Annotated in this window: 25 protein-coding genes; 9 read left to right on the top strand and 16 right to left on the bottom strand. The window is 37.6% G+C overall.

Going from position 1 to position 23,141, the window contains the following annotated elements; all coding sequences use genetic code 11:
* Positions 1-2: 2 nt before the first annotated feature.
* The 6 genes from rpsI to ADIARSV_RS13205 form a co-directional block, all read right to left on the bottom strand.
* On the bottom strand, positions 3-389 hold the full coding sequence (gene rpsI, locus ADIARSV_RS13225) for a 30S ribosomal protein S9 (protein ID WP_016196062.1): 387 nt from the start codon (positions 387-389) through the stop codon (positions 3-5).
* 16 nt (positions 390-405) lie between these two features.
* Positions 406-849 (bottom strand): 50S ribosomal protein L13, encoded by a 444-nt coding sequence (gene rplM / locus ADIARSV_RS13220; protein ID WP_016196061.1) that lies wholly within the window; start codon positions 847-849, stop codon positions 406-408.
* Between the two features lie 104 nt (positions 850-953).
* A complete protein-coding gene (gene recG / locus ADIARSV_RS13215; protein ID WP_016196060.1) occupies positions 954-3,062 on the bottom strand; it encodes an ATP-dependent DNA helicase RecG in 2,109 nt (702 codons plus the stop codon).
* Between the two features lie 62 nt (positions 3,063-3,124).
* Positions 3,125-3,502: a RidA family protein gene (locus ADIARSV_RS13210; RefSeq protein WP_016196059.1), complete on the bottom strand. Its 378-nt coding sequence runs from the start codon at positions 3,500-3,502 to the stop codon at positions 3,125-3,127.
* A 2-nt stretch (positions 3,503-3,504) separates the two neighbouring features.
* A complete protein-coding gene (locus tag ADIARSV_RS23065) occupies positions 3,505-3,642 on the bottom strand; it encodes a DUF6728 family protein (protein WP_016196058.1) in 138 nt (45 codons plus the stop codon).
* A gap of 364 nt (positions 3,643-4,006) precedes the next feature.
* Positions 4,007-5,290, bottom strand: a complete 1,284-nt coding sequence (locus ADIARSV_RS13205; protein WP_016196056.1) for an OmpA family protein — start codon at positions 5,288-5,290, stop codon at positions 4,007-4,009.
* Between the two features lie 672 nt (positions 5,291-5,962).
* Here ADIARSV_RS13205 and ADIARSV_RS13200 point away from each other — a divergent pair.
* From ADIARSV_RS13200 to ADIARSV_RS13190, 3 genes are read left to right on the top strand one after another with little or no spacing between them, the layout of a single operon-like run.
* On the top strand, positions 5,963-6,751 hold the full coding sequence (locus ADIARSV_RS13200; RefSeq protein WP_040300057.1) for a glycosyltransferase family 2 protein: 789 nt from the start codon (positions 5,963-5,965) through the stop codon (positions 6,749-6,751).
* 4 nt (positions 6,752-6,755) lie between these two features.
* Positions 6,756-7,589 carry a glycosyltransferase family 2 protein gene (locus ADIARSV_RS13195; RefSeq protein WP_016196054.1) on the top strand — a complete coding sequence of 278 codons (834 nt, stop codon included), beginning with the start codon at positions 6,756-6,758 and terminating at the stop codon, positions 7,587-7,589.
* Position 7,590: 1 nt separating this feature from the next.
* Complete coding sequence (locus tag ADIARSV_RS13190; RefSeq protein WP_040300053.1) at positions 7,591-8,274, top strand: glycosyltransferase family 2 protein; 684 nt, start codon at positions 7,591-7,593, stop codon at positions 8,272-8,274.
* 8 nt (positions 8,275-8,282) lie between these two features.
* Here ADIARSV_RS13190 and ADIARSV_RS13185 read toward each other — a convergent pair whose 3' ends face one another.
* Positions 8,283-9,158 carry a glycosyltransferase family 2 protein gene (locus ADIARSV_RS13185; protein ID WP_016196052.1) on the bottom strand — a complete coding sequence of 292 codons (876 nt, stop codon included), beginning with the start codon at positions 9,156-9,158 and terminating at the stop codon, positions 8,283-8,285.
* A gap of 120 nt (positions 9,159-9,278) precedes the next feature.
* Here ADIARSV_RS13185 and ADIARSV_RS13180 point away from each other — a divergent pair, with 120 nt between their 5' ends.
* Positions 9,279-11,099, top strand: a complete 1,821-nt coding sequence (locus ADIARSV_RS13180) for an ABC transporter ATP-binding protein (RefSeq protein ID WP_040300051.1) — start codon at positions 9,279-9,281, stop codon at positions 11,097-11,099.
* Between the two features lie 15 nt (positions 11,100-11,114).
* Positions 11,115-11,999, top strand: a complete 885-nt coding sequence (locus tag ADIARSV_RS13175; protein ID WP_016196050.1) for a glycosyltransferase — start codon at positions 11,115-11,117, stop codon at positions 11,997-11,999.
* Here the strand turns inward: ADIARSV_RS13175 and ADIARSV_RS13170 are convergent.
* Both ADIARSV_RS13170 and ADIARSV_RS13165 read right to left on the bottom strand, forming a co-directional pair.
* On the bottom strand, positions 11,996-12,781 hold the full coding sequence (locus ADIARSV_RS13170) for a DUF5672 family protein (protein WP_052017020.1): 786 nt from the start codon (positions 12,779-12,781) through the stop codon (positions 11,996-11,998). The genes ADIARSV_RS13175 and ADIARSV_RS13170 overlap by 4 nt on opposite strands.
* A 55-nt stretch (positions 12,782-12,836) precedes the next feature.
* Positions 12,837-13,625, bottom strand: coding sequence for a glycosyltransferase family 2 protein (locus ADIARSV_RS13165; RefSeq protein WP_083936587.1), 789 nt, complete (start codon positions 13,623-13,625; stop codon positions 12,837-12,839).
* 209 nt (positions 13,626-13,834) lie between these two features.
* Here ADIARSV_RS13165 and ADIARSV_RS23215 point away from each other — a divergent pair, with 209 nt between their 5' ends.
* Complete coding sequence (locus tag ADIARSV_RS23215) at positions 13,835-14,158, top strand: glycosyltransferase family 2 protein (protein ID WP_083936586.1); 324 nt, start codon at positions 13,835-13,837, stop codon at positions 14,156-14,158.
* Here ADIARSV_RS23215 and ADIARSV_RS13160 read toward each other — a convergent pair.
* Both ADIARSV_RS13160 and ADIARSV_RS13155 read right to left on the bottom strand, forming a co-directional pair.
* The gene (locus tag ADIARSV_RS13160) at positions 14,054-14,890 is read right to left on the bottom strand and encodes an FkbM family methyltransferase (protein WP_016196047.1); all 837 of its coding nucleotides are present in this window, start codon (positions 14,888-14,890) and stop codon (positions 14,054-14,056) included. The two genes, ADIARSV_RS23215 and ADIARSV_RS13160, sit on opposite strands and share 105 nt — an antisense overlap.
* A gap of 44 nt (positions 14,891-14,934) precedes the next feature.
* Complete coding sequence (locus ADIARSV_RS13155) at positions 14,935-15,927, bottom strand: glycosyltransferase family 61 protein (RefSeq protein ID WP_160166668.1); 993 nt, start codon at positions 15,925-15,927, stop codon at positions 14,935-14,937.
* 121 nt (positions 15,928-16,048) lie between these two features.
* Here ADIARSV_RS13155 and ADIARSV_RS13150 point away from each other — a divergent pair, with 121 nt between their 5' ends.
* Entirely contained in the window at positions 16,049-16,783 is a 735-nt protein-coding gene (locus ADIARSV_RS13150; protein ID WP_016196045.1) for a glycosyltransferase family 2 protein, read from the top strand.
* On the top strand, positions 16,783-17,724 hold the full coding sequence (locus tag ADIARSV_RS13145) for a hypothetical protein (RefSeq protein WP_016196044.1): 942 nt from the start codon (positions 16,783-16,785) through the stop codon (positions 17,722-17,724). The genes ADIARSV_RS13150 and ADIARSV_RS13145 overlap by 1 nt, the downstream gene beginning before the upstream one ends.
* An 11-nt stretch (positions 17,725-17,735) precedes the next feature.
* Here the strand turns inward: ADIARSV_RS13145 and ADIARSV_RS13140 are convergent, their stop codons facing one another.
* From ADIARSV_RS13140 to ADIARSV_RS13120, 5 genes are all read right to left on the bottom strand, one after another.
* Positions 17,736-18,539 carry a TIGR04325 family methyltransferase gene (locus tag ADIARSV_RS13140; RefSeq protein WP_016196043.1) on the bottom strand — a complete coding sequence of 268 codons (804 nt, stop codon included), beginning with the start codon at positions 18,537-18,539 and terminating at the stop codon, positions 17,736-17,738.
* 155 nt (positions 18,540-18,694) lie between these two features.
* Complete coding sequence (locus ADIARSV_RS13135) at positions 18,695-19,780, bottom strand: DegT/DnrJ/EryC1/StrS family aminotransferase (RefSeq protein WP_040300049.1); 1,086 nt, start codon at positions 19,778-19,780, stop codon at positions 18,695-18,697.
* Positions 19,773-20,141 (bottom strand): sugar 3,4-ketoisomerase, encoded by a 369-nt coding sequence (locus ADIARSV_RS13130; RefSeq protein WP_040300047.1) that lies wholly within the window; start codon positions 20,139-20,141, stop codon positions 19,773-19,775. The genes ADIARSV_RS13135 and ADIARSV_RS13130 overlap by 8 nt, the downstream gene beginning before the upstream one ends.
* Before the next feature lie 39 nt (positions 20,142-20,180).
* On the bottom strand, positions 20,181-21,173 hold the full coding sequence (locus tag ADIARSV_RS13125) for a hypothetical protein (RefSeq protein ID WP_040300046.1): 993 nt from the start codon (positions 21,171-21,173) through the stop codon (positions 20,181-20,183).
* A gap of 4 nt (positions 21,174-21,177) precedes the next feature.
* Positions 21,178-22,029, bottom strand: coding sequence for a hypothetical protein (locus tag ADIARSV_RS13120; RefSeq protein ID WP_016196038.1), 852 nt, complete (start codon positions 22,027-22,029; stop codon positions 21,178-21,180).
* A gap of 121 nt (positions 22,030-22,150) precedes the next feature.
* Between ADIARSV_RS13120 and ADIARSV_RS13115 the strand changes: the two genes are divergently transcribed.
* Positions 22,151-23,125, top strand: a complete 975-nt coding sequence (locus ADIARSV_RS13115; RefSeq protein WP_016196037.1) for a glycosyl transferase family 90 — start codon at positions 22,151-22,153, stop codon at positions 23,123-23,125.
* Positions 23,126-23,141 lie beyond the last annotated feature (16 nt).

The raw sequence follows: 23,141 nt of genomic DNA, 5'->3' as shown, positions 1-23,141 counted from the left end.
AATTAACGTTTACTAAATTGGAATTTTTTACGAGCTTTCTTACGTCCTGGTTTTTTACGTTCAACCATTCTGTCATCGCGTGTTACGAGACCTTTTGCTCTTAAACCTGGTTTAGCTTCCGGATCTAACTCAACAATAGCTTTTGCAATTGCCAAACGAACTGCTTCCGCTTGTCCTTTTACTCCGCCACCAGCAACGTTTACAGTGATATCGAATTTTCCGGCATTGCCTGAAACTTCTAATGACTGATTCACAATGTACTGTAACGGTAAGGTTGGGAAGTATTCTTTGTACTCCTTTTTATTAACAATGATGTTGCCAGTTCCATCGTTTAAATAAATTCGGGCAACTGCAGTTTTTCTTCTTCCTGAAGTGTTTGTAGTCGACATTTCTTTTCTCCTTTAATTAAAGTTTGATTTCTTTTGGACTTTGTGCGGCATGAGGATGCTCACCACCTGCATATACATGCAGATTTCCGAATAATGCTCGGCCCAAACGATTTTTAGGTAACATTCCGCGAACAGCCTTTTCAATGATGCGTTCTGGATGCTTAGCCATTAACTCCTTAGGAGAAATGAAGCGCTGACCTCCTGGATATCCGGTGTAACGAACATAAGTTTTATCACTTAGTTTGTTTCCGGTCAGTTTTACCTTGTCTGCATTGATAACAATGACGTTATCACCGCAGTCTACGTTCGGGGTGAAAGTAGGCTTGTGCTTACCACGGATCATCACTGCGATCTTAGTAGACAAGCGCCCCAAAATCTCGCCTTGTGCGTCAACAACTACCCATTCTTTATTAACGGTTTTTTTGTTGGCTGAGACAGTTTTGTAACTTAACGTATTCACTTGCTTGATATTAAATTAATTAAACAATTTACTTACCCTTAAAAAGGGTTTGCAAAGATAGGCTAAATTGTTTAATTACCAAACTGTTATTCAGTTTATTATATCTAGGAGATTTTATTGTAATGAATGCCGGGATTGGCGTCTTGAAAGAATTCTTTCAGGATCTTGTTTTGCTCTGCTGCTAGTTCGGGATCCCGATCGAACAGGTCTATTACTTCATTGCGGACGGTTTGCAACAGCTCCTGGTCATGCACTAAATCGGCCAGCTTCAAGTCCAGCACCCCACTTTGTTGTGTGCCCTCCAGGTTACCCGGTCCCCGTAACTTCAGGTCTGTTTCCGAAATTTCAAAGCCGTCATTGGTGCGCACCATGGTATTGAGACGAATTCGTCCGTCGGCACTCAATTTATTGGTACTCATCAGGATACAATAGGATTGCTCGGCACCTCTGCCTACCCTGCCCCTCAACTGGTGTAGCTGGGAAAGTCCGAAACGCTCTGCATTTTCAATCACCATCACACTGGCGTTGGGCACATTAACGCCTACCTCAATCACGGTTGTGGCCACCATGATCTGCGTTTCGCCTTTAACAAAACGTTGCATTTCGAATTCCTTATCTGCTGCGTTTAATTTACCGTGCACTATACTGATCCGATAATCGGGCAAGGGGAATGCGGTTGAAATATCTTCAATGCCCGCTTCGAGGTAAAGCAGATCTAATTTCTCGCTTTCCTTTATTAAGGGATAAACGAGGTACACCTGTCTGCCTTTTGCTATTTCCTGCCGCATGAAACCCAGCATCCGTAGTCGCTGATTTTCGTACAGGTGGATGGTTTTGATGGGTTTCCTGCCTGCCGGCAACTCATCGATGACGGAAATATCGAGGTCGCCGTACAGGGTCATGGCTAAAGTTCGTGGAATTGGGGTAGCCGTCATGACTAACATGTGTGGAGGTATTTTATTCTTTCTCCACAATTTGGCTCTTTGTTCCACACCAAAGCGGTGCTGCTCGTCAATAACCGCCAGGCCCAGGTTATGAAACTGAACAGGATCTTCAATCAGCGCATGGGTGCCAATTAAAATATTCAGACTTCCATCAAGCAGTGCTTCATGTAATTTACGCCGCTCTTTTTTAGGTGTCGCTCCTGTTAATAAAGCGATCCTGATGAAATCATCGCCAATCAGGTGCTGAATAGATTTCAAATGCTGGTTAGCCAGGATGCTTGTAGGCGCCATGATGCAGGCCTGGTAACCATTATCGACCGCCAAAAGCATGGTCATGAGTGCCACAACGGTCTTGCCACTGCCCACATCACCCTGCAGCAAACGGTTCATTTGCACGCCACGCTGTGTATCCATCCTGATTTCCTTGAGCACACGCTTTTGCGCATTCGTGAGGTCGAAAGGTAACTTAGTGGCATAAAATTCATTGAATTTATCGCCTACTGTGGCAAATACGGCGCCTTTAAACTTATCAGTCCTGAGCCGTTTATTATGCAAGAGGCGGAGCTGAATGAGGAAAAGCTCCTCAAACTTCAATCGTTTAATGGCCTGATCCAGCGACTGCATCGTAGCCGGAAAGTGGATTTCCCTGATGGCCTGAACTTTACCAACGAGTGCATACTTTTGGCGGATATAATCGGGAATGGTTTCGCTGAGTTGTGCGGCCACGGTGTCGACCAGGATTTCCTGCAGCTTCTGGATGCCTTTACTATCGAGGTGACTCTGTTTTAGTTTCTCCGTAGAATTGTAAACAGGCTGCAGGGTTGGGTTGCCGGACTTTTTCAGGGTCGGATTATAAATCTCCAGTTCCGGATGCGAAATGGAGATCTTGCCATTAAACTCGTTGGGTTTACCAAAGACGATGACCACAAGTCCGGCGTGCACAATGCGGTCGATCCAGGAAAGCGACCTGAACCAGACCAGTTCCATCACACCGGTTTCATCCTTCAATTGCACCACCAATCGCCGGGCTTGCTTCTCTCCTATAATTTCCTTCGCTATCACACGACCAATCACCTGGATAATAGGCAAATCGCCATTGAGCTCCTGGATCTTGTAGAAACGCGTTCTGTCGATATAACGGAAAGGGTAAAACAGTAAAAGATCCTCGAAATTATGAATGCCCAATTCCTTTTTAAGCAGATCGGCTTTATGCAGACCTACGCCTTTTAGGTACTCTATAGGAGTTTGTAAGTTGAGTTCGGCCCCCATATCTTATAAAAGGCGATTAAACGGTTTCAGGTACGGAATGATCTGATTATTTGGGAATGTGATTATTTAGTGGCAAGAACAGAAATTTCTACACGAACCCCTTTTGGCAATCCAGCTACCCCAACGGTTTCACGTGCTGGAAAGTCGGTTGTAAAATAGGCGCCATAAATGGTATTCACCACTGAGAATAGACTCATATCGGTTAAAAAGATAGTCGTTTTTACCACATCGGAAAAGCTATATCCTGCTTCATTCAGAATCGCATCTAAATTGGACATCACCTGTTGCGTTTCCAGTTCCACTGAAGAGGTAACGAGTTCGTTGGTGTCGGGGTTTATGGCAATCTGACCGGATACATATAATACCCCATTGGCTAAAATAGCCTGGTTGTAGGGACCGATAGGAGCTGGTGCGCGTTCTGTTTTAATTATTTGCTTCATGATTATAGAAAATACCAATCAATTATTTTGTAAATGATCCCGAAAAGGAACATAAGAATAGCTATTGTATTGATGATATGCATCACCTTCAGGTTAATGCTTTGCGGGCGGTCTGAATCTTTTTTTCTAAAGAAATACATAAAACAAACTTACTAAAATTTAACAAAGGTTGGTATGAAAAGCGCTTACAGATCCAATTTACGAAATGGTTTACAAACAACAAAAATAAGTTAGAATCAGGCAGGAAGAAAGTTCTGGAAAGAAGGTAACTGAAAGGGATTTAATTTTGACCTGAGACGCAGCTTACTCGCTTGGCGAGCGGACAAGGTGCGGAGAAGGTGCGGAGGAGGTGGGCAGAAGCTGCGGAAAAATTAAGAGCAAAATCAGGAGTAGCTCGTCCTGATATAGCTAGTATCTCGTCCTAAAATAGCTAGTTTTTAGACAAAAAAAAGGGCCCTTTTGGGGCCCTTTTCAGATAATATGCTTATATACTATATTATCAAATTACTTGATCTCAACACGACGGTTTTGCATACGACCTTCTTCTGTAGTATTAGAAGCGATAGGTTTGCTTTCTCCGAATGCTTCAACAGTTACACGGTTAGCGTCAACTCCTGAGTTTACTAAGTAAGTTTTAACTGAGTTAGCCCTATCTCTAGAAAGACTCATGTTGTACTCTTCAGTTCCTTCAGCAGATGCATGACCTTGTAAGTCTAATACAGTAGTTGAATTAGCTCTTAAGTCTGAAGACACCTTATCCAATGTAGGGTAAGAAGAAGTCTTTAATACTGAGCTATCGAATTCGAATTGGATTGTTCCGTATTGACCAGCAGCAGAAGAATCAGCAGCAGGGAATACAATTGGACAACCTGAACCATCAACTACAGTACCTGCAGGAGTTCCTGGGCATTTGTCAAAACGATCAGATACACCATCACCATCAGCATCAGCAGCAAGTTGATTAACAGTATTCTCTAAAGTGCTTACGCGAGTCTTTAAAGCTTCAACTTCCTGACGTAATGTAGGATCTTTTAATTCATCATACATTAAAGCTACTGGGTTAGACCATTGTAGACTTGGTTTTGATTTGCTACCTAAAGTAAATTCAAGACCAGCATATCCGTAAGACCATTTGTCTTTGTTGGATGCACCGTTAGCCCAAGTTCTGTCTAAGTTATCAGCATCTAAGAAGTTAGCATCGTAACCTAAGTTGAAAGCTACAACTTCACCTAATCTGAAGTTCATACCAACACCAACCGGAATAAATAATTCAGTTCTGTCGCCATCATCATCAGGAGTGTAACCAGTTAAACCAGCACCAGCCTGTACGAAAAAGTCAACATTTTTTTGTCTGCTTAAGAAAGAAACAGTTCCAACATTAACAACACCTTTTAAAGATACTGCATAGTTGATATCAGTTTCGAAGTCTTGACGTAAACCAGTAGCTGTTCCTGATCTTCCATCATTAGCATCAAATGCTCCTGATACTTTACCTGCATGTCCGTCTAATTTCAAAGCGAAAGAAGGAGCAAGTTGTTTCTTAATGAATAGACCGTAACCGAAGTTAGCGTCCCAATCATTGTAATCATTGGTTCCAAAAGGGATCACTGGAGATAAAACACCGCCATTGATACCGATTGACCAGGTTCTGTACTGAGATCTTCCGCCAAACACTGTAGCAGAAGTTGTTGAAGTTGTTGTAGAAGTTGAGTCCTGTGCTGATGCAGCTAATGCAGCCATCGAGAACAAAGATCCAGCAACAACCTTCTTAATTGTAGAATAATTCATTTCTAGTTTGTTTTAAGGTTAAACAAATTTTTAATTGTAATAATTTTGACAAAAGTAAATATAAGTTTGACATTCACAAATAATCAAACATTATACCAATTTTCAAAAATAAACATCAAGTGTAGTAAAAGGTTTTATTAATATTTGAAAATAACGGTCCGATTTAAATCGAAACACCCATATTTAACAAATCGGCTGTATTTGATGTTTAATAGAGCCTTGATAATTAAATACATACAAAAGAAATAATTTTTCTTTTATTAAAACTCATTTTTTTTAGTTTGTGCCATTAAAAAGACAATTCATTAATCGTAGCGATTTAATTTAAACTTTACATGCCATTTCGCTACACACTGTAGTATATTATTTTATACAAATTGTATAACAAATTAGCAATTACCCGAATGATTGCCGATTAAAAGGGAATAACGACCTAAAAACAGGTCAAAAGATAAATAAGGAATATGAACTTTATGGAAAGATTCATAAGTAAAAAATTAATTGTTCAGCACAAGTATCCTTTTCTATTATCTCTACGTAATACAAAAAGACAGCAAGTGAAATTGCTTTATCATAACATCGAACATATAATTTTTAAACTATTAATATAATATATATGTAGCGTTATATCATTTGAATGCGTAAGTTAGGTAACATTTTCAATACGAATGCATGCAAAAATCTTCAGTATCCTTAATAATATCGACATATAACTGGCCTAAAGCACTAGAGATATGCTTATTAAGTATATTGAATCAAAAACAACTACCTGATGAGGTACTGATTGCAGATGACGGATCGGGGGAGGAAACGAAAAAGGTGATCGACTATTTTAAGTCCATTTTTCCGGTTCCATTGATCCATGTCTGGCAACAGGATGAAGGCTTTAGAAAGGCCGAAATATTAAACAAAACGATCAGGGAAAGTTCGTTTACTTATGTAGTACAAATTGATGGGGATGTAATTCTTCATCCTGATTTTATAAAAGATCATCTATTGGTGAGAGAGGAAGGCGCCTTTGTAAGGGGTACAAGAGCAATGCTGACACACACAAAAACAATCGAAGTGCTGAAAACAGGAGATATCAGACTACATTTTTTTTCAAAAGGAGTACAACACCGGATAAATGCATTTCATATTCCCATGCTCAGGCAATTGGGGATTCGAAAAGTCTGGTCATCACGAAGTGTTAGAGGCAGTAATTTAGCGTTCTGGAAATCGGATTTCATCCGGGTAAACGGATACGACAACCAGTTAAAGGGTTGGGGACATGAAGACGAAGAGCTAGCTGCCCGGTTTATCAATAATCACATTATTAAAAAGATAGTAAAGCTGTGTGCCGTTCAATTTCATTTATATCACGCAGTAGCATCCCGAAAAAACGAACCTGCACATGCAGATTTGGTAAAAAACACAGTAAATAATAAGTTAAAAACTTGTGTTCAAGGGTATAACAATTGATTATATGGCTAATAACATAAAAACATCTTTAATTATTTCAACATACAATTGGCCTGAGGCGCTGAGCTTATGCTTATTGAGTGTGAGCAAACAATCTATTATGCCCGATGAGGTAATCATTGCGGACGATGGATCGACATGGGAAACTCTTGCATTAGTTGAAAAATATATCAAGGATTTTCCTGTACCGCTTCGGTATGTGTGGCAGGAAGATGAAGGGTTCCAATTGGCAAAAATTAGGAATAAAGCCATTGCTCAGGCTCAACATGAGTATATTATCCAGATTGACGGAGACCTTACCTTGCACAAGCACTTTATTAAAGATCATATAGAACTAAGTCAAAAGGGAGCATTTATTACGGGGAGTCGTGTTTTGATGGACAAGTCGCGCACGGAAGTAGTGATGAAAAATAATCAAACTCAGACAGGCCTTCTTTTGCCGGGGTTAAAGAACCATACGAACCGAATGCGGATTAAATTTTTGAGGGACTATTTTGCGGACCGTTATAAACAAGGTGATAACCTATATCTGCGGGGATGCAACATGGCTTTTTGGAAAAGCGACCTGATAAAAGTGAACGGATATAATGAAGATTTTTGTGGTTGGGGTAAGGAAGACAATGAAATTGCGGTGCGATTGATCAATTCGGGGATTAAAAAACGGGCGATTAAGTTTGGAGGCGTTGTTTTCCACATGTATCATGGGAACCATTGTTTAGTGCGCAATCATGAAAATGAACACCGGCTGGCACATGCGATCAAGGATAAGATTACGTATTGCAGTCGTGGAATCAGTCAATATTATCAATTCGCACCTCAGCCTCAGATGAGCATTTAACATGATTTCTATTGTTATTGTCACTTTAAATGTAGCAACAATATTGCAGAAATGCCTAGACAGCATCTATAACCAGCACTATTCCGATTTGGAAATTATCGTTATTGATGGAGGAAGTACCGACGGTACGGTAGATATATTGAAAGCTAATCACCCTTCAATAGCCTACTGGAAGAGTGAAAAAGATTATGGTGTTTATGATGCTATGAATAAAGCACTCGATCATGTTTCAGGTGAATGGGTTTATTTTCTGGGTGCTGACGATGAATTACTGCAAGGCTTTTCTGATTTAGCTGAAGAATTGAAAAGCCAGTCTACTATCTACTATGGAAGTGTTTTAAAAGATAGCATGAAATATCTCGGACGTTTATCCGATTATCTTCACGCTAAGACAGGGATATGCCATCAGGCAATGATCTACCCTTCTTCTGTGTTTAAAAAATATACTTTTCCGGATGATTATTCTATTTCCGCTGATCAGGTTCTCAATATGTGGTGTTGGAAGGACAAGTTATTTGATTTTGAATTCAAAGACCATATGGTAGCCATATTCAACCATACTGGCATCTCATCAGTGAAGAAAGATGCCCTATTTGAAAAAAGGAAATCATCCTTGATTTTAGAGAACTATGGGATAATGATTTGGCTACGGTTCCTTTTCAAGAGACTTAAAGAATCTTTTTAAAAAACATATTATCTTTTACTTAGAATAAATCCTTTTTCCAAAGAAAATACAATTTTCCGAGGCAATTGTAATACTTTGTAAGCAAGCCGCTCATTGAATTTTCCAAAAGGAACAATGCGCAACATTATAATCATCAGCTGACGCATAAATGAATTCAGGGCATCTTTATTTATGTCCTTTTCTCTTCCAACAATCTGCTCAACCTGCTCCATATATTCACCTCTTTGCTGGTTACTCTTTTGATTTTCGCGTCTGAAACGGAAGCCAGCCAACATAAAAGCGCAACTATATAAGCGTTCATGTCTAAAAAAACGCATCCAAAGATCAAGGTCTGCCGCTAAGGTATATTGAACATTAATTTTTGCACCTGCTTTTTCCCATAAAGTTCTCTTCCAAAACACTGATTCCTGCTGAATAAACTTTCCTTTCAGCGCGTACATTCGCCATTTTGACCAGCGTTGCTGATAAGGTTCATTATCGTACGTAAATACTTGTCCTTCTTCGTTAAAGAACGTATTGTACCCGGTTAACCATTTCAGCTCTGGAAAGGAGTTAAATATTGCCGAAACGGTAAATAAACATTTCCGATGGTACATATCATCCGAATTAATCCAGGCCATGATATCTCCCGTTGAACGTTCAAAACCCTTTTGTAAGGCATTATACAAACCTTCATCCGGCTCAGTTACCCAGTATGAAAGGTGCTTTTCATATTTCTTTATAATCTCTATTGAGTTATCAGTACTTCCTCCATCAATAATTATATACTCCAGATTGGGGTAATGCTGACAAATTACAGAAAGAATAGTTTCTTCCAAGTACTTTCCCTGGTTGAAAGAGGGAGTAATAATTGATATTTTGGGATAGCTTTTTAAGGGCAGCATATACTATAAAGTCTGAGCTCCGCAAATATATAGTTTTACGATCGAGGTAATATTCCTTATTACATGATAATTAGAGCTCAATCCAGTCCTTTTTAATACTTTTGCAGATTGATTTAATAAATGAAGACATATTTCCGATTACTATTATTTGCAAAACCTATTGAAAAATTTGCAATTCCGTATATTGTAACCACACTGCTAGCGGTCGTATTTAATACATTGAATATGGCTTTGATTGTTCCATTACTTACATTCCTGTTTAATACTTCTGCAAAGGGCACTGTTTACGTAAAACCAGAAAGTGCTTTTAACATGATGGGTAATTTTAATTATTACTCACAGGAATTCAATAAAGCCTTTGGAACTTATGGCGCTTTACAGTATATCTGCGGCATTATATTGATTTCTGTTTTATTGAGCAACCTCTTTAAGTATACCTCTCAGCGCATCATGGAGAATTTAAGGATCCATACCCTTCTTAACATCCGGAGAACTGTTTTTGAGAGTGTAATGAACATGCATCTTGGCTTTTTCAATAATGAACGCAAAGGAGATATCATATCGAAGATTACCAATGATGTGCAGGTGGTTCAGTTTACCGTTACCGGCACACTGCAGGTGGTATTTCGCGAGCCCTTTCAGCTTATTGCCTACCTGGTCGCACTTTTTGCTATATCGCCTAAACTATCATTCATATCCATCCTATTTATTCCTATTTCGGCCATATTTATAGCTAAACTGGTAAAGAGTTTAAAGAATGTGGCTTCCAATTCGCAGTCGTCCTTTGGGGTGATGGTCAGTAACCTGGAAGAAGCGCTAACGGGAGTAAAAATCATAAAAGCATTTAATGCCACGCCTTTTATCACCAAAAGGTTCAATGATGAAAATGAGAATTTTTCGGAGTTGGGAAGACAGATGGCCATTAAGCAACAGTTGGCATCACCTATATCGGAATTTCTGGGTGTACTGATGATCGTGGTCATCGTATTATATGGAGGAAGTATGGTGCTTGGCGGCGATCCTAATTTCACTGCTCCCATGTTTATCGGGTATATCGGGATCTTTTCCCAGTTAACCCGTCCGGCTAAAGCACTCTCCGATTCATTTACAGGGGTCAACCTGGGTTTAGCGGCAGGTGAGCGTATATTAGAACTCATTGATATGAGACCCAGTATTCAGGATGCACCCAAAGCAGTTGAAGTAACCGAATTTAAAGAATCCATATCGCTGCAAAACATCGATTTCAGCTATGGAGATAAAGTGATATTAAGTAATGTATCCCTGACTATCCCAATTGGAAAAACCATTGCGCTGGTAGGGCCATCAGGTGGAGGTAAATCTACCTTAATGGACCTGATTCCCCGCTTTATAGAACCTCAGGGTGGTAGTGTTCACTTTGACGGCTTAGACATTAAAAACATCACCATGGATTCCCTGCGCAAGCAGATCGGCTTTGTGAACCAGGAGTCTATTCTTTTTAATGATACGATTTTTAACAATATCGCCTTTGGTAAACCCGATTCTACTAAGGAAGCGGTTGAGGCTGCTGCCCGTATTGCTAACGCGCATGAGTTTATTTTGAATACCGATAATGGGTATCAAACGAACATTGGCGACCGTGGAATTAAATTATCAGGCGGACAAAAGCAACGTATTAATATTGCCCGGGCTGTTTTGAAGAATCCACCGATCATGCTGCTGGATGAAGCGACTTCTGCATTGGATACTGAGTCTGAAAAGTCAGTTCAGGATGCATTGAATAAGTTAATGAAGAACCGTACGACGCTGGTGATTGCGCACAGGCTTAGCACGATAAAGGATGCGGATATGATTGCGGTGCTGGATTCGGGTAAGATAGTTGAAACGGGTACACATTCGCAATTGATGGCACATGACGGCGTATATAGACGGTTGGTGGAAATGCAGACGTTTAGTGAATAAGAATAAAAGTTAAGCATGATCTCTATTATTATATCATCAGTTAATCCAGAGCAACTTAAGGCTGTTGGAAAGAACATTGAAGAAACAATTGGAGTTCCTTATGAAATCATTGCCATGGATAATCAATCGGGCGAGAAAGGAATATGTGAGGTTTATAATGAGGGAGCAAAACAAGCGACCTTTGAGTTTTTATGTTTTATGCATGAGGACATAAACATTAAAACAGCTGGTTGGGGTAAAAACGTTATAAATCATTTTGATCTTGATCAGAACCTGGGCTTAATAGGCATTGCGGGAAGTAGTTATAAATCAAGCGTTTTTTCTGGTTGTTTCCCCCACATATGTTCATATGGCGTAAATTTTGTCAATATCATTCAAACTTATAAGTACAAAAAAGAGACTAGTCATCTTTATTTAAGTAATCCAGGGAATGAGCTAATAAAAGAAGTAGCTGTTTTAGATGGCGTATGGCTTTGCACAAAAAGGCATATCTGGAAGGAGTTTCCTTTTGATGAACAGACCTTCAAAGGATTTCATTGTTATGATATTGACATTTCGCTAGCTATAGGACAGAAATATAAGGTTGCAGTGATATTTGACATCTTATTAGAACATTATTCAGAGGGTAAATTTGAAAAAGAATGGATGAACGAAACATTCAAGCTACATAAAAAATGGAGAGATTACTTACCTGTTAATAAGGCTGGATATAGCGATAAAGATATTCATTACACAGAAAAAAGATCTTACCGGTATATTGTTTTGGAACTGATGAAGAGGCATTACGATTTAAAAGCTATTTTAAATGTATTACGTTATTCCAGTGTGTTAAAACTAGATCCCTTTTTATATGTAAAGCTTTATTATTATGCTTTAAAAAGCTATGTATTTAAGGGTTAAGGCAAGGAATATCCGTAAGCTTCAATAAACTTTTTCCAGAATAATAAGTTGCCTTCGTAATCCGAATCATCGCGATACCATCCATGGCAGCCGAAAGGAAGTTCATGATCATTAAGTTCAAGAAATTCGGCTGGATTGACGTCAAATGCAAATCGTCGGGCTATTTTGATTTTGGGTATTTTGAAGAAAGGATTCATTGCATTTACATAATGACTAAAGAACATATCTTCATTAAATTTCCATCTTTTCATAAAGGGCTTAAAAAACCGAAGATTGTTGATGAACGAGCTTGTTTTTCGTAATGAAAGTCCACCGTTTCCTACTGAAGAAACCTTTTTTCTACCAAATATTTTATGATACCGGATTACTTCTCTTGGGTATCCGGCATCTAACCAGCCGGTAACATCAAAGGGCCATGGTGCTCCAATGTAATCGTAATTGCGGTCGCACCAATACTGGAGATCATCTTTAAACACGAATGCATCGGTTTGATAAATAAGCAAATAGGTGCTATTTTTAAAGCGCTCGTATAAATCGAGACTCATCATTAACTTGTTATATCCATCAATGCCATCAAAGAATTCGGCATTGAATCGTTCTACCGCCAATTCTTTGCTGCAATCCTTAGCGACAGTTAAATAATCGTCTATGTTAAGATGGGGAGGGCAAATTAATGTAACCGGATGATTAAACAACACACTGAAACACTGTCTTAACGAAACCGTTTCGTAATAACTTAATCCTTTATAGACAGGAATAATCACTCTAACTAATTCTACCATTTATGATTTGCAATATGGGCATTTTTATACGTATTAATATTAAACTGATCTTGGCTTATCTTCGCTTTATAAATGGTTTTTTTACAAACTCGACAATATTATAAGGAAAAGAATTTAGTTTTTTATTAAGGGTGCCTATTTCTATGTTTAGCCTATCTATTTCCTGTATATAAAAATTGGGCAGTTGTTTTTTAAAAACCTCATCATCATCACGTGAAATCCCCTTGTAATCATTATAAACCGCAATAATTCTATTCACATACTCAGTCTTTATGGCAGAAAATTTAAAACATTTAATATTGAAATCCCAATCTGCCCAAATAGGGTACTTTAAATTGTACAATCCTACTAACGAAAAAATGCTGTAGTGGTAAAATATCGCCTGATGACATATATTACCCTCTATAAGGAGCCTTTCTATCGAAGATTCTTCGCCGTATATATAACCACTATTTTTAAAATAGGCATTTCCATATATAAAATTGGAGTCAGACAATTTTATATAATTATTTATGTCATATAATACATCATTATCTTTTAAAATATCATCACTACCTAAAAAGTATAACCATTCTCCTTTCGAAAGTTGAATACCTGTATTCATAGCATCATATACACCTTTATCCTTTTGACTTACAATATTGATCTTATTATCATTAAAATCACTTGCAATACGGATTGTCTCATCACTTGAAACGTTATCAATTATTAGGATCTCATAATTATCTACGCTCTGATTAAGGACACTTAACAGGCATTCTTTAATACTCGTTTCCGAATTGTAGGTAGGTATTATGATGGATATTAAACTTTTTATCGGCTTGTCAATCATTAAGTCTCGCATTAGTATTTGTAGAAGTAAAGTTAAAGTTCTAATTTAAATCGGGAAAATTAATATCAGTTTCATGTTTTATTTGGCTTCCTAACACTCCTCAATACTTTTTAAATAGATACATTTTGTATCTGTTTAGAAATACTAATCCTATGTTTTTCTTCAATAAAAAAAGCAACTACCTTTCACTTTGCTGCATTATGAAAGATGAGAATTAATATCTGGCTGAATGGATTGACTATCATAGAAAAATAGAAGTGAAGAAGTTTTACATTTATGATAATGACAGCACTATTCCTGCAAAGGAAACACTGGCATCTTTAATCAGGGAAAAAGTTGTTGTAGTAGAAAAAATGGCAGGAAGAATCAAACAGCTGGAGACCTATGTGCATTGTTTAAAGCATTATGGCAAAAAGACGCAATGGATGATTTTTAAAAAACTAAAGCTTCTTCCTGATCTCTTTATAGCAGAAAACATTAATTGCCATATCAAAAGCTTCACAGATCAATATTTTATCAGTAAATGGACTATTCAGAACAGCTGACTCTTTGATATAATAGTGAAATCCTTCATCCTGCATAAGCAGAAGTAACTCATGCAGGGTCTGTTTTGAACCTATATGATTATGATATTCGAAAAAAATATGATTAGCTTGTTTTAGAAGGCCCTTACATGATCGTAGAACAAGATCTTCAGCCCCTTCAATATCTATTTTAAGTAAGTCGACATCATCTGTTAGAAAGTCTTTTAAAGGCACTGCTTCAATAGATTTAGGCTGCTGATTGGCGTAAGCATTTAGCACTCTGCCGCCCATTCCTCCGTCTGTATAGAAGCTCAGATTGCCAACTTTATCCCATACCGCTTTCTTGAAAAGCTTAACATTTTCCAATTTAAACGTTTCTACATTTTCTTGTAAGATATTGAAAATATGTTCTTCGGGCTCAAAGGCAATTATCTGGTGCTCTTTATAATTTAATGCAAAATATAAGACACTCAGACCCATATTAGCACCACAATCTAAAATTGTTCTGGCTGTTTCTGATGGATTAAATTTATAGATTCCGGTTTCAAAAAGTTCTTTGTAGGTAGCTACAAAGCTTAATCCGTCATGAAACTTAAATGGTTTATGAAATATAACATGCGTATAGCCTACCTCGAAACGTGGTAACAGCGATAAACGTTCCAGCTCATCACGTATGATATCTTCTTTGCTGAGGACCTCAACTACAGGTATACGATTAACCTCCCCTTGATCACTTGGTTTATTACTATACATGTTCCTATATTATATATTTATGCTTAAATATTCAAAACTAAGACCTACTCCATTTGATTAAGAACTGCAACTAATTTACCAATATCAATTGTAAGATTGCAGCCCTCACTCTCAATTACAAGTAAATCATCATCAGGAGTGCCAAAAAGATAATGATAATTAAGATGAACAGCATCGGCTAAATGCCAATAACATTGATTATGATAGATCCGATCCCTCCTAAACTCCAGCACATTACTACCTGGCTGCATATATATCATGTTGGTTAAACCTGCCCCATGAATGGAAACCATACATCTGGCGGAGGCAGTAACACTTATTTGCTCCTCTAAACTCATATTTTCATAATTGATTATTTCATACCCAAAGTGTTTCATTACATCAAGCACCTGATCTTCATTCAAGACCTTTCTATACCTGACATTTCCTCGTATTATATAAAGTTTGCGTTTCGGTTTAAGGCTATTATTTCCAGAACGCCTCAATATATCTTCAGAGATTCTGCTTATAAGGTGATCATTTATATAACCAGGCAAGCAGCTTAAAGTAACTAATGATAAATGCTTCACCTGAAGTAATTCATTACTCTTGATAAATTCAATTCCTTTAGGATGCAAGCCCAATAACTCAAGGCTTTTCAATCCAATTTCTTTTATATAGGAAGAATGATCAGGCAGCAATAAATAATAATCCTTTAAAGATTCTTTAACACTATAAATGCGGGGAAGGGTATCACAAAACCAGTGATAATGAGCATGGCCCCATTCGTTAAATGCAAGCAGATATTTTTTATCGGGATCTGTCTCTTTTTTATTTCTAAATATAACCTTTTTTAAATAATGCTTGAGATTAAAGTATCCGGAATAATAATCAGGATTAAGCAACGATTTTTTGTGCACGTTGAAGTAACTGGTGTATATAAATCCCTGATCATTAACAAGACAATCATCGACTTCTATTAGCTCTACGTCAAAAGTTTGGTATGTAAATTCTCTTCTACAAAAATCCAATTCGCCTTCAACATAATTTTTAGGCATTTGACTGTTAATGGTGTACGCTTTTAAAAGTAGTTTTTCAGACATCATTCAAACCTACTAATTTTTCTGAATTTCGTGGTCACACTATTAAATTGCTTAATTTTGCTTAATTCAAATTCGAATGAAGCCTTCAAATAAAGCAATCTTACATAAGCCACTTATAAGCATCATCACAGTAACGTTTAATGCTCATCAGCATATTCAAAAATGTATAGATAGCATCCAGACACAGTCCTATCCGAATATAGAACATATCATTATTGATGGTGGCAGTACGGATGGAACTATGGAAATCCTGGAGCATAATGACTCAAAAATAGCTTACTGGAAGAGCGAAGCAGACACTGGTATTTTTAATGCAATGAATAAGGGATTGAAACAGGCAAAAGGCGACTGGATTTACTTTCTTGGCGCGGATGATACGTTATACCCCGCATTTTCGACTATGGCAGCATTACTAAAGGACCGGGACACGATTTACTATGGGCAGTGTTCCTGGGGCGACATGACGCTTGGAGGAGTATTTAGTCCCTATCGTTTGACCTACGACTGCATTTGCCATCATAGTGTGCTATATCCAAAACGTGTTTTTGATAAATACAGATACTGTGAAAAATACCCTACAGGGGGCGATCATCTGCTTAATATTCAATGTTGGAACGACTCGTCAATTAAAAAGGCATATCATCCTTTAATTATAGCTAATTTTGCACAGGGAGGAATTTCCCAATCTGTTCCTGATCCATTGTTTGATCAGGATTTCCCCGGAATTGTAATGAAGTACTGCAGCTTGACTGTTTATTTTAAGTATCGGTGGAGACAATTTAAAAACAAAAGAAAAAAGTATAATCACTGATGCCTGCATATCAAACTACATCTCCCGTTCTCTTTCTTATATTTAACCGTCCGGATACCACTCAGAAGGTCTTTGAACAAATCTGTGAAGCTAAGCCTGCCAGGTTATATATTGCTGCTGATGGACCTCGTCGGGATCGTGAAGGTGAAGATTTGCTGTGCAGAGAGGCCCGAAAGATTATTGAAAACATTAACTGGCCTTGTGAAATAAAGACTTTATTCAGGGAACAAAACATGGGAGCAAAAGATGCGGTATCGGATGCTATTAGGTGGTTTTTCGATTCTGAAGAAGAAGGCATTATTCTTGAAGATGACTGCCTACCAAATAACAGCTTCTTTTATTTTTGTGATACCCTATTGGAAAAATACAGATATGATGCAAGAATAGGGTCCATTGGTGGTTGTAATCTTCAACATGGACGTGTCTGGGGGGATGCTTCTTATTATTTCTCTAAACAGGTGCATATATGGGGATGGGCTTCATGGAGGCGCGTTTGGAAGGACTATGATAAAGAACTAGTAAATTATAATGACAAACAAGCAATAGAAAGAATTCCATCTGTCTTTAACGATCCCTTTATAACAAAAGAACTCCTTTATATTTTTCATGAAATAAAAGAAGGTAAGGGTAACTATTGGGATTATCAGTTTGCTTTTACCTCTTACTTTAATAGTTTCCTTTGTATCGTTCCAAATATAAATCTAATTACCAATATAGGATTTGGAGAAGGCGCAACGCATACTTTTGATATTAGTAGTACAGATGCTAATATTCCTTCCTTTAATATCACTGAAATCACCCATCCAGAATACATAATGCCTGAAAATGAAGCTGACTATATTATGGTAGGAAGTGGTTTTAATATTGATGATAAAAAAAGAAAATATAAGAAACTCACAAGGAGGCTTAAAAGATGGTTGAAAATATCAAAGTCTATTTAGTTAGCTACAAATCAATCTTTATTTATAACCAGATAAAATCCCTTATCTCTGCCAATGGGTTCATGATCGATTTCGATGATCGATTCGCCTTCTACATAGGTTGTGAACTGCGCTTCAAGGGTATATTTTTGTTTGAAATGGTGTAAAAATCCTTTTTGATTGAAGAACCAGGAGGGATAGGAGGCTTCGTAAACAGAGGGCCATACCTTTTGGATGGTCAGCCTATCGGAGGGTTCGTCTACAAAAGCGGTTCGGTCTATAATGATGTACTTAAATCCGAATGATACCAGCTTTTCCAGAAAGACATGAGGCTCTGGCAGATATTGCACCACACTCGATAAAAGCACCAAGTCAATAGGATGAACGGCAAGAACTTCTTCGATGGAATCTGCGAAATGCAGGGTATTGTCTTCGAAATATTGCTTACCGCAACTTACATAGTGAGGCTGTTCTACGACATCCCAACTGGCGCAGATTTGTGGGGTTAAAAACTCCTTGACTTGAAAATAAGTGCTTCCTAATGATCCTCCGAAATCAAGTACATGCAGGGCTGTTCCTTTTTGATTAGCACTATGCAGCAAAAAAGTAATTAAAGGAAAGGGATATTCCTTCTGATCAAAAATAACTGAATCGCGCTCATAGATGGCTTCTCCTGACTTTATCTTTAATAAAGAAGCCTTTGTCTTGGCTAAGATATTTTCTTTGTCGTATCCATCCGTATGCGCAACGGCCTCTTCCCAGGAGGGATAGTTGCCAAACCAGCCATATTCTTCTTTAGGCTTTTTCCTAAACTTATTTTTGAAGTACTTTATCATCTGCTAAAATTGGTGGTTCAATGCATGCAATGACCAATCAATTTTAATACTAAATATTTTAAATATGGAATTTAATTTAATGATAATGGCGTTTTTGCTGTTTGAAGGGGGTATTATGGGGGTTAAGGGGGGTTTTGTTGATATTATTGGGCGTTTTAAAACTGGTTTAATACTTCTATTATGCGGCCTATATCTTGTTCGGTGTGGCAGAATGAAATGGGTAAACTTAGTGTTGTTTGATGTATTTCTTCTGATATCGGGTAATGGAATCCTTCAAACTTACCTTCAAGAGCTTTCTGCTGATGCGGTGGAATGGGATAATGGATTTCGGTTTTTATGTGATGCTCCAGCAAGTAGGCTCTTAGCTGATCTCTTTCGGGATGCCTGATCGTATAGATATGAAATACGTCGAAGTAATCGTCATGTACGACGGGTTTTATGAAATCTACACTCAGCCATTCCTGGTATAATGAGGCCAAACGGCGTTTATGGCTGTTGATCTCATTGAGCCGCTTTAACTTTACGGAAAGAAAACCTGCCTGTATTTCATCGAGCCTGGAATTTGTACCTATATATTTATTTATGTATTTGACTTTTGATCCGTAATTACGAAGTGCCTTTATCTTCTCATAGAGTTCTTTATCGTCGGTAGTAATGGCTCCTGCATCGCCCAGTGCGCCCAGGTTTTTAGTGGGATAAAAGCTAAATGCACCGAAATCGCCAAAGGTTCCTGTTTTTTTCCCTTTGTACTCAGCTCCATGTGACTGTGCGCAATCTTCTACCACTTTTAGGTTATACTGACCTGCGATTGACATAATAGGATCCATATCACAGGCCTTTCCATACAAATGAACTACGAGAATGGCCTTTGTCTTCGCGGTTATACTTGCCTCAATTTTTGATGGATCAATGTTATATGTAAGCGGATCGGGCTCTACGAGGACTGGTACCAGGTTATTGTGATACACGGCAAGAATGGTAGCAATATAGGTATTTGAGGGAACGATGACTTCGCTGCCTGCAGGAAAATCGAAACAGCGTAAGGCCAGGATAAGGGCATCGAGTCCGGAAGCTAATCCTGCACAGTAGTTTGACCCATTGTAGACAGCAAATTCCTGTTCAAATGTCGAAACATTATTTCCCAGGATAAACCAACCACTCTCCAATGTATCTGCAAAGCTCTTTTTATAGCTTTCCATAAAGGGGGTATTCAGGAGCTTAAGACTTTCGTATTCAATCATGATAAGGGTCATATATATAATCTGCTGCGTCAAAAAACTCTGATGCCAGCACCATTAGGATTGCATCTTCACTAAAACTGTGCATTTGATGCCAATCTTCCGGCTGAATTAACAGACATTTATCGGGTGTATCTAACAGAAATTCTTCCTTTAACACGTGATTGTGGTTAAAAATTGTACAGCTTCCTTTAATACAGATCGCGGCCTGAATAGTTTGGTGATGTCTGTGACCGCCTCTTACAGAGTCATCTACACCGTAAATATAAAAAATACGCTTAATATCAAAAGGGATTACCTTTTCTATAACAGTCAGGTTTCCACGTTTATCGGTAAATGTTTTCAGATTTAATAGTTCGGCCACTTTAGTTTTTTATGGTGATATGAGATGCTGGTTCTTTCTTTAGATCAATTTTCTTTTTTTGTAATAGTTCCTGTAATATCCTTTAAATATAAAAGTTACCCTTCTGCCTGTTACGCGTTTAATCCAATCAAAATTAAGCAAAGGTTCGTGAAAGGTTATTTCTTTATTTATTGTCCTTATTTTGTTTTCGGCAGCTACCAATGCCTTGATATAAGGCTTGTAAATGTCTTTTATAACAGCTTTTGATAGGTAATACTGCTCTGCTGTTAGGCGAAACGATTTCTTGATGCAATACCTGAAATCATGAAAATGGTAAAAAATAAGTTCATCCTCTTTTAGGAAAGTGGTATCCAGAACTTGTATTTTATTTGCTTTATGGAGAAGATCGTATTGCTGCACATTCCAAGGTGCAACTCCTGCTCCAATATTTGCCAATTCATGCACACCTTTGAATCGGGTGGTCCAGTCATCTAAATATTTCTGATCACCAAACTTTCCATCTTCAAATCGTTTATAACACCATTCCAAACAGGCATTGCGCCACCAGTTTAATGCGGTCAACCCTTCTGCTGTGTTTTTAAAGGTGATGTATTGTACACAATAATAGCCACTCAGTGCGGACTGATCATGCTCCGCAGTATAGCGGTGCGCCGTTATGAGTATTGACTTTTCGTTCATTTCGTCCATTATTCCCTTTGGGTTACTAAAGAAAAGCAGGTCGGCATCTATATAGGTACAATGGTCCAGTGCATACGTTTTTAAGCAATACCAGATTGTTGAGGAGGTACAGGTCCAGCAATATTCACCTGAAGTACGTCCGGGTTTTACAGCTAACAGCTCATCGTCCTCAAATTCCTTTAAAGAAATGATAGTGGCGTGTTTCAGTTTTAAGTTTAATAAAACAGTCAGGCAGTCGTTATCAAAAGCGAAAATATAAAGATGAAAATCGTTGCAATGGTCTTCAAGTGAATAATACATCGCAAGCCCCCTGGATAGGTAAGCGGAATTAAACAACGTACAGTAGTGTAGCATGAACTTATTGAAAAATGATTTGTTTAATAAAAGAAATAATACCGGGACGTTCCAATCTTTGATTTAGTGCATATCTGGAAACCTGTGATTTTGCAGCACCCTGAAAATGGAGCGCATATAATTGCACATAAGACTCTCCACCAGTAGTTTTTGCATAAGGCAGATTGTTTTTCCAATACACCTTTTTCAATCCTGCTTTCATCTCGAAGCCATCACTTTCATTGATGTTACTATCAAAATAATACGCACCTGAGGGTTCTGAGATCTCCTTTACATGATCCGAAACATCTTGCTGGTATAAAGAAAAAGCAAACATATCACAAATTCCTCCCAGTCTGTTAGCATCTTTAAATTCCTGATAACTTAATTTGAACCTTGCTATATACTCAGGTTTGCTATATAATTCGGTAATGTAATTGCAAAATCTATCTAATGAAGCGCTATTGAAGAGCGTAATATGTGGAGAATGTGCCTGACTTATGGTAAAATCATATGGCAAAAAATGATTAAATACTTCTTTCACGTTACAGAATAGCATCACATCAGAATCTAAATATAAAAAATGTTCTATTCCTTTCTGCTTAACAAATTCATTGATAATAAACCAGCGTTGAAAGCATCCGAGCTCAAATTGATAGGGATTACTGGACATGTGTTCATAAATCTTGGCAAATTTATCAGCTGTAGCGGAATACTGCTCCATCATTTCATGTTTCACAAAGGGTATTTTGCCGTTTTGTTCATCCCCAAGAAGATAGATGTCCGCGACTTTATTAAAAGCGTAATTATGTGCTAATACGGGTTTCAGGTACGATGAATTACCCTTATGAACAAAAATTAAAGGAATATCTTTCATAAATTGATGAACTATGCTAATAACACCATTTCTCTGTTTAAAAGTGGCAAAGTTAACGAATTAACCCTCTTGAACACTTATAATGAGAGGATATTTGTAGTATTAACCCTAAGTTTGCAGTATGTTTTTACAAGAAGTATATCTTAAAATTAGAAAAAATAAGTTCCTTTATTATGCAAAAAACTTCTTAAGACAGGTTACTCCAACTATATTTTATGAAAACTCATTGTCTGAAAAGCTTTCATCTATACATAAATTTGATATTGTCTATCTTACTGACCGGGTAAACTATTATAATAAACTCAAAGATTTTACTCCGCTTGGAATTCATTCCACGCCACTAAAGCAATTACTGGCAATTAAGAGTCCTAAAGCATATCGTTTTGATACTTATGAGTACACACGTTATTTTAAAAAAAGCTTCCTGGCAAACTTTCTCTTCGGTGATATCATTACGATTCCAAAGGTGCCAACGATACAAAAAAGCAGACCTATTGCAGGCGACAATGCCAAGGCAATTGTGTTGAACTTAGACAAAAAGAGGCATTTTTTTTTTATTCATGACCATAAGAAGCTAGAAGAAAAAACAAACACCCTCATTGGTAGGGCAGTTATTACTCAACCGCACCGGATAAGCTTTATGAAAATGTATTTTAACCATCCGATGTGTGATATAGGACAAGTAAATAAAAAGGGTGGTAATCCTGAATGGCTTAAGCCAAAGATGTCAATAATTGCTCATTTAAATTACAAGTTTATACTCAGTTTAGAAGGTAATGATGTAGCGACAAATCTAAAATGGATTATGTCATCCAATTCAATAGCTGTAATGCGCAAACCTGTTTATGAAACTTGGTTTATGGAAGGGAGACTTATACCTGATTTTCACTATATTTTAATAAAGGATGACTATTCAGATCTTGAAGAAAGATTAAATTTTTACATTAACCATCCCGAAGAAGCTCAAATCATTGTAAACAATGCTCATCAATATATAAAGCAGTTTCTAAATTCAAAACAGGAAGATTTGATCTCTTTACTTGTATTGGAAAAATACTTTTATTATACTTCCCAAATAAAAGAGCTTTCTCTTTAATTGGCTAATAAAGAAT

Source organism: Arcticibacter svalbardensis MN12-7, from assembly GCF_000403135.1.
Classification (GTDB): Bacteria; Bacteroidota; Bacteroidia; order Sphingobacteriales; family Sphingobacteriaceae; genus Arcticibacter; species Arcticibacter svalbardensis.
Note: the sequence above shows the minus strand (reverse complement) of the source record. Positions and strands in the feature narration are given on the sequence as shown.

What these genes read in the sequence shown, in the direction of transcription:
- ADIARSV_RS13145 (WP_016196044.1), top strand. Translation starts at nt 16,783, where the DNA reads ATGCCTGCATATCAAACTACATCTCCCGTTCTCTTTCTTATATTTAAC.
- ADIARSV_RS13210 (WP_016196059.1), bottom strand. Translation starts at nt 3,502, where the DNA reads ATGAAGCAAATAATTAAAACAGAACGCGCACCAGCTCCTATCGGTCCC.
- ADIARSV_RS13190 (WP_040300053.1), top strand. Translation starts at nt 7,591, where the DNA reads ATGATTTCTATTGTTATTGTCACTTTAAATGTAGCAACAATATTGCAG.
- ADIARSV_RS13170 (WP_052017020.1), bottom strand. Translation starts at nt 12,781, where the DNA reads ATGGTAGAATTAGTTAGAGTGATTATTCCTGTCTATAAAGGATTAAGT.
- ADIARSV_RS13180 (WP_040300051.1), top strand. Translation starts at nt 9,279, where the DNA reads ATGAAGACATATTTCCGATTACTATTATTTGCAAAACCTATTGAAAAA.
- ADIARSV_RS13160 (WP_016196047.1), bottom strand. Translation starts at nt 14,890, where the DNA reads ATGTATAGTAATAAACCAAGTGATCAAGGGGAGGTTAATCGTATACCT.
- ADIARSV_RS13175 (WP_016196050.1), top strand. Translation starts at nt 11,115, where the DNA reads ATGATCTCTATTATTATATCATCAGTTAATCCAGAGCAACTTAAGGCT.
- ADIARSV_RS13115 (WP_016196037.1), top strand. Translation starts at nt 22,151, where the DNA reads ATGTTTTTACAAGAAGTATATCTTAAAATTAGAAAAAATAAGTTCCTT.
- recG (WP_016196060.1), bottom strand. Translation starts at nt 3,062, where the DNA reads ATGGGGGCCGAACTCAACTTACAAACTCCTATAGAGTACCTAAAAGGC.
- ADIARSV_RS13165 (WP_083936587.1), bottom strand. Translation starts at nt 13,625, where the DNA reads ATGCGAGACTTAATGATTGACAAGCCGATAAAAAGTTTAATATCCATC.
- ADIARSV_RS13205 (WP_016196056.1), bottom strand. Translation starts at nt 5,290, where the DNA reads ATGAATTATTCTACAATTAAGAAGGTTGTTGCTGGATCTTTGTTCTCG.
- ADIARSV_RS13185 (WP_016196052.1), bottom strand. Translation starts at nt 9,158, where the DNA reads ATGCTGCCCTTAAAAAGCTATCCCAAAATATCAATTATTACTCCCTCT.
- ADIARSV_RS13200 (WP_040300057.1), top strand. Translation starts at nt 5,963, where the DNA reads ATGCAAAAATCTTCAGTATCCTTAATAATATCGACATATAACTGGCCT.
- ADIARSV_RS13150 (WP_016196045.1), top strand. Translation starts at nt 16,049, where the DNA reads ATGAAGCCTTCAAATAAAGCAATCTTACATAAGCCACTTATAAGCATC.
- ADIARSV_RS13195 (WP_016196054.1), top strand. Translation starts at nt 6,756, where the DNA reads ATGGCTAATAACATAAAAACATCTTTAATTATTTCAACATACAATTGG.
- ADIARSV_RS13125 (WP_040300046.1), bottom strand. Translation starts at nt 21,173, where the DNA reads ATGCTACACTACTGTACGTTGTTTAATTCCGCTTACCTATCCAGGGGG.
- rpsI (WP_016196062.1), bottom strand. Translation starts at nt 389, where the DNA reads ATGTCGACTACAAACACTTCAGGAAGAAGAAAAACTGCAGTTGCCCGA.
- ADIARSV_RS13135 (WP_040300049.1), bottom strand. Translation starts at nt 19,780, where the DNA reads ATGATTGAATACGAAAGTCTTAAGCTCCTGAATACCCCCTTTATGGAA.
- ADIARSV_RS13140 (WP_016196043.1), bottom strand. Translation starts at nt 18,539, where the DNA reads ATGATAAAGTACTTCAAAAATAAGTTTAGGAAAAAGCCTAAAGAAGAA.
- ADIARSV_RS13155 (WP_160166668.1), bottom strand. Translation starts at nt 15,927, where the DNA reads ATGCCTAAAAATTATGTTGAAGGCGAATTGGATTTTTGTAGAAGAGAA.
- ADIARSV_RS23065 (WP_016196058.1), bottom strand. Translation starts at nt 3,642, where the DNA reads ATGTATTTCTTTAGAAAAAAAGATTCAGACCGCCCGCAAAGCATTAAC.
- ADIARSV_RS13120 (WP_016196038.1), bottom strand. Translation starts at nt 22,029, where the DNA reads ATGAAAGATATTCCTTTAATTTTTGTTCATAAGGGTAATTCATCGTAC.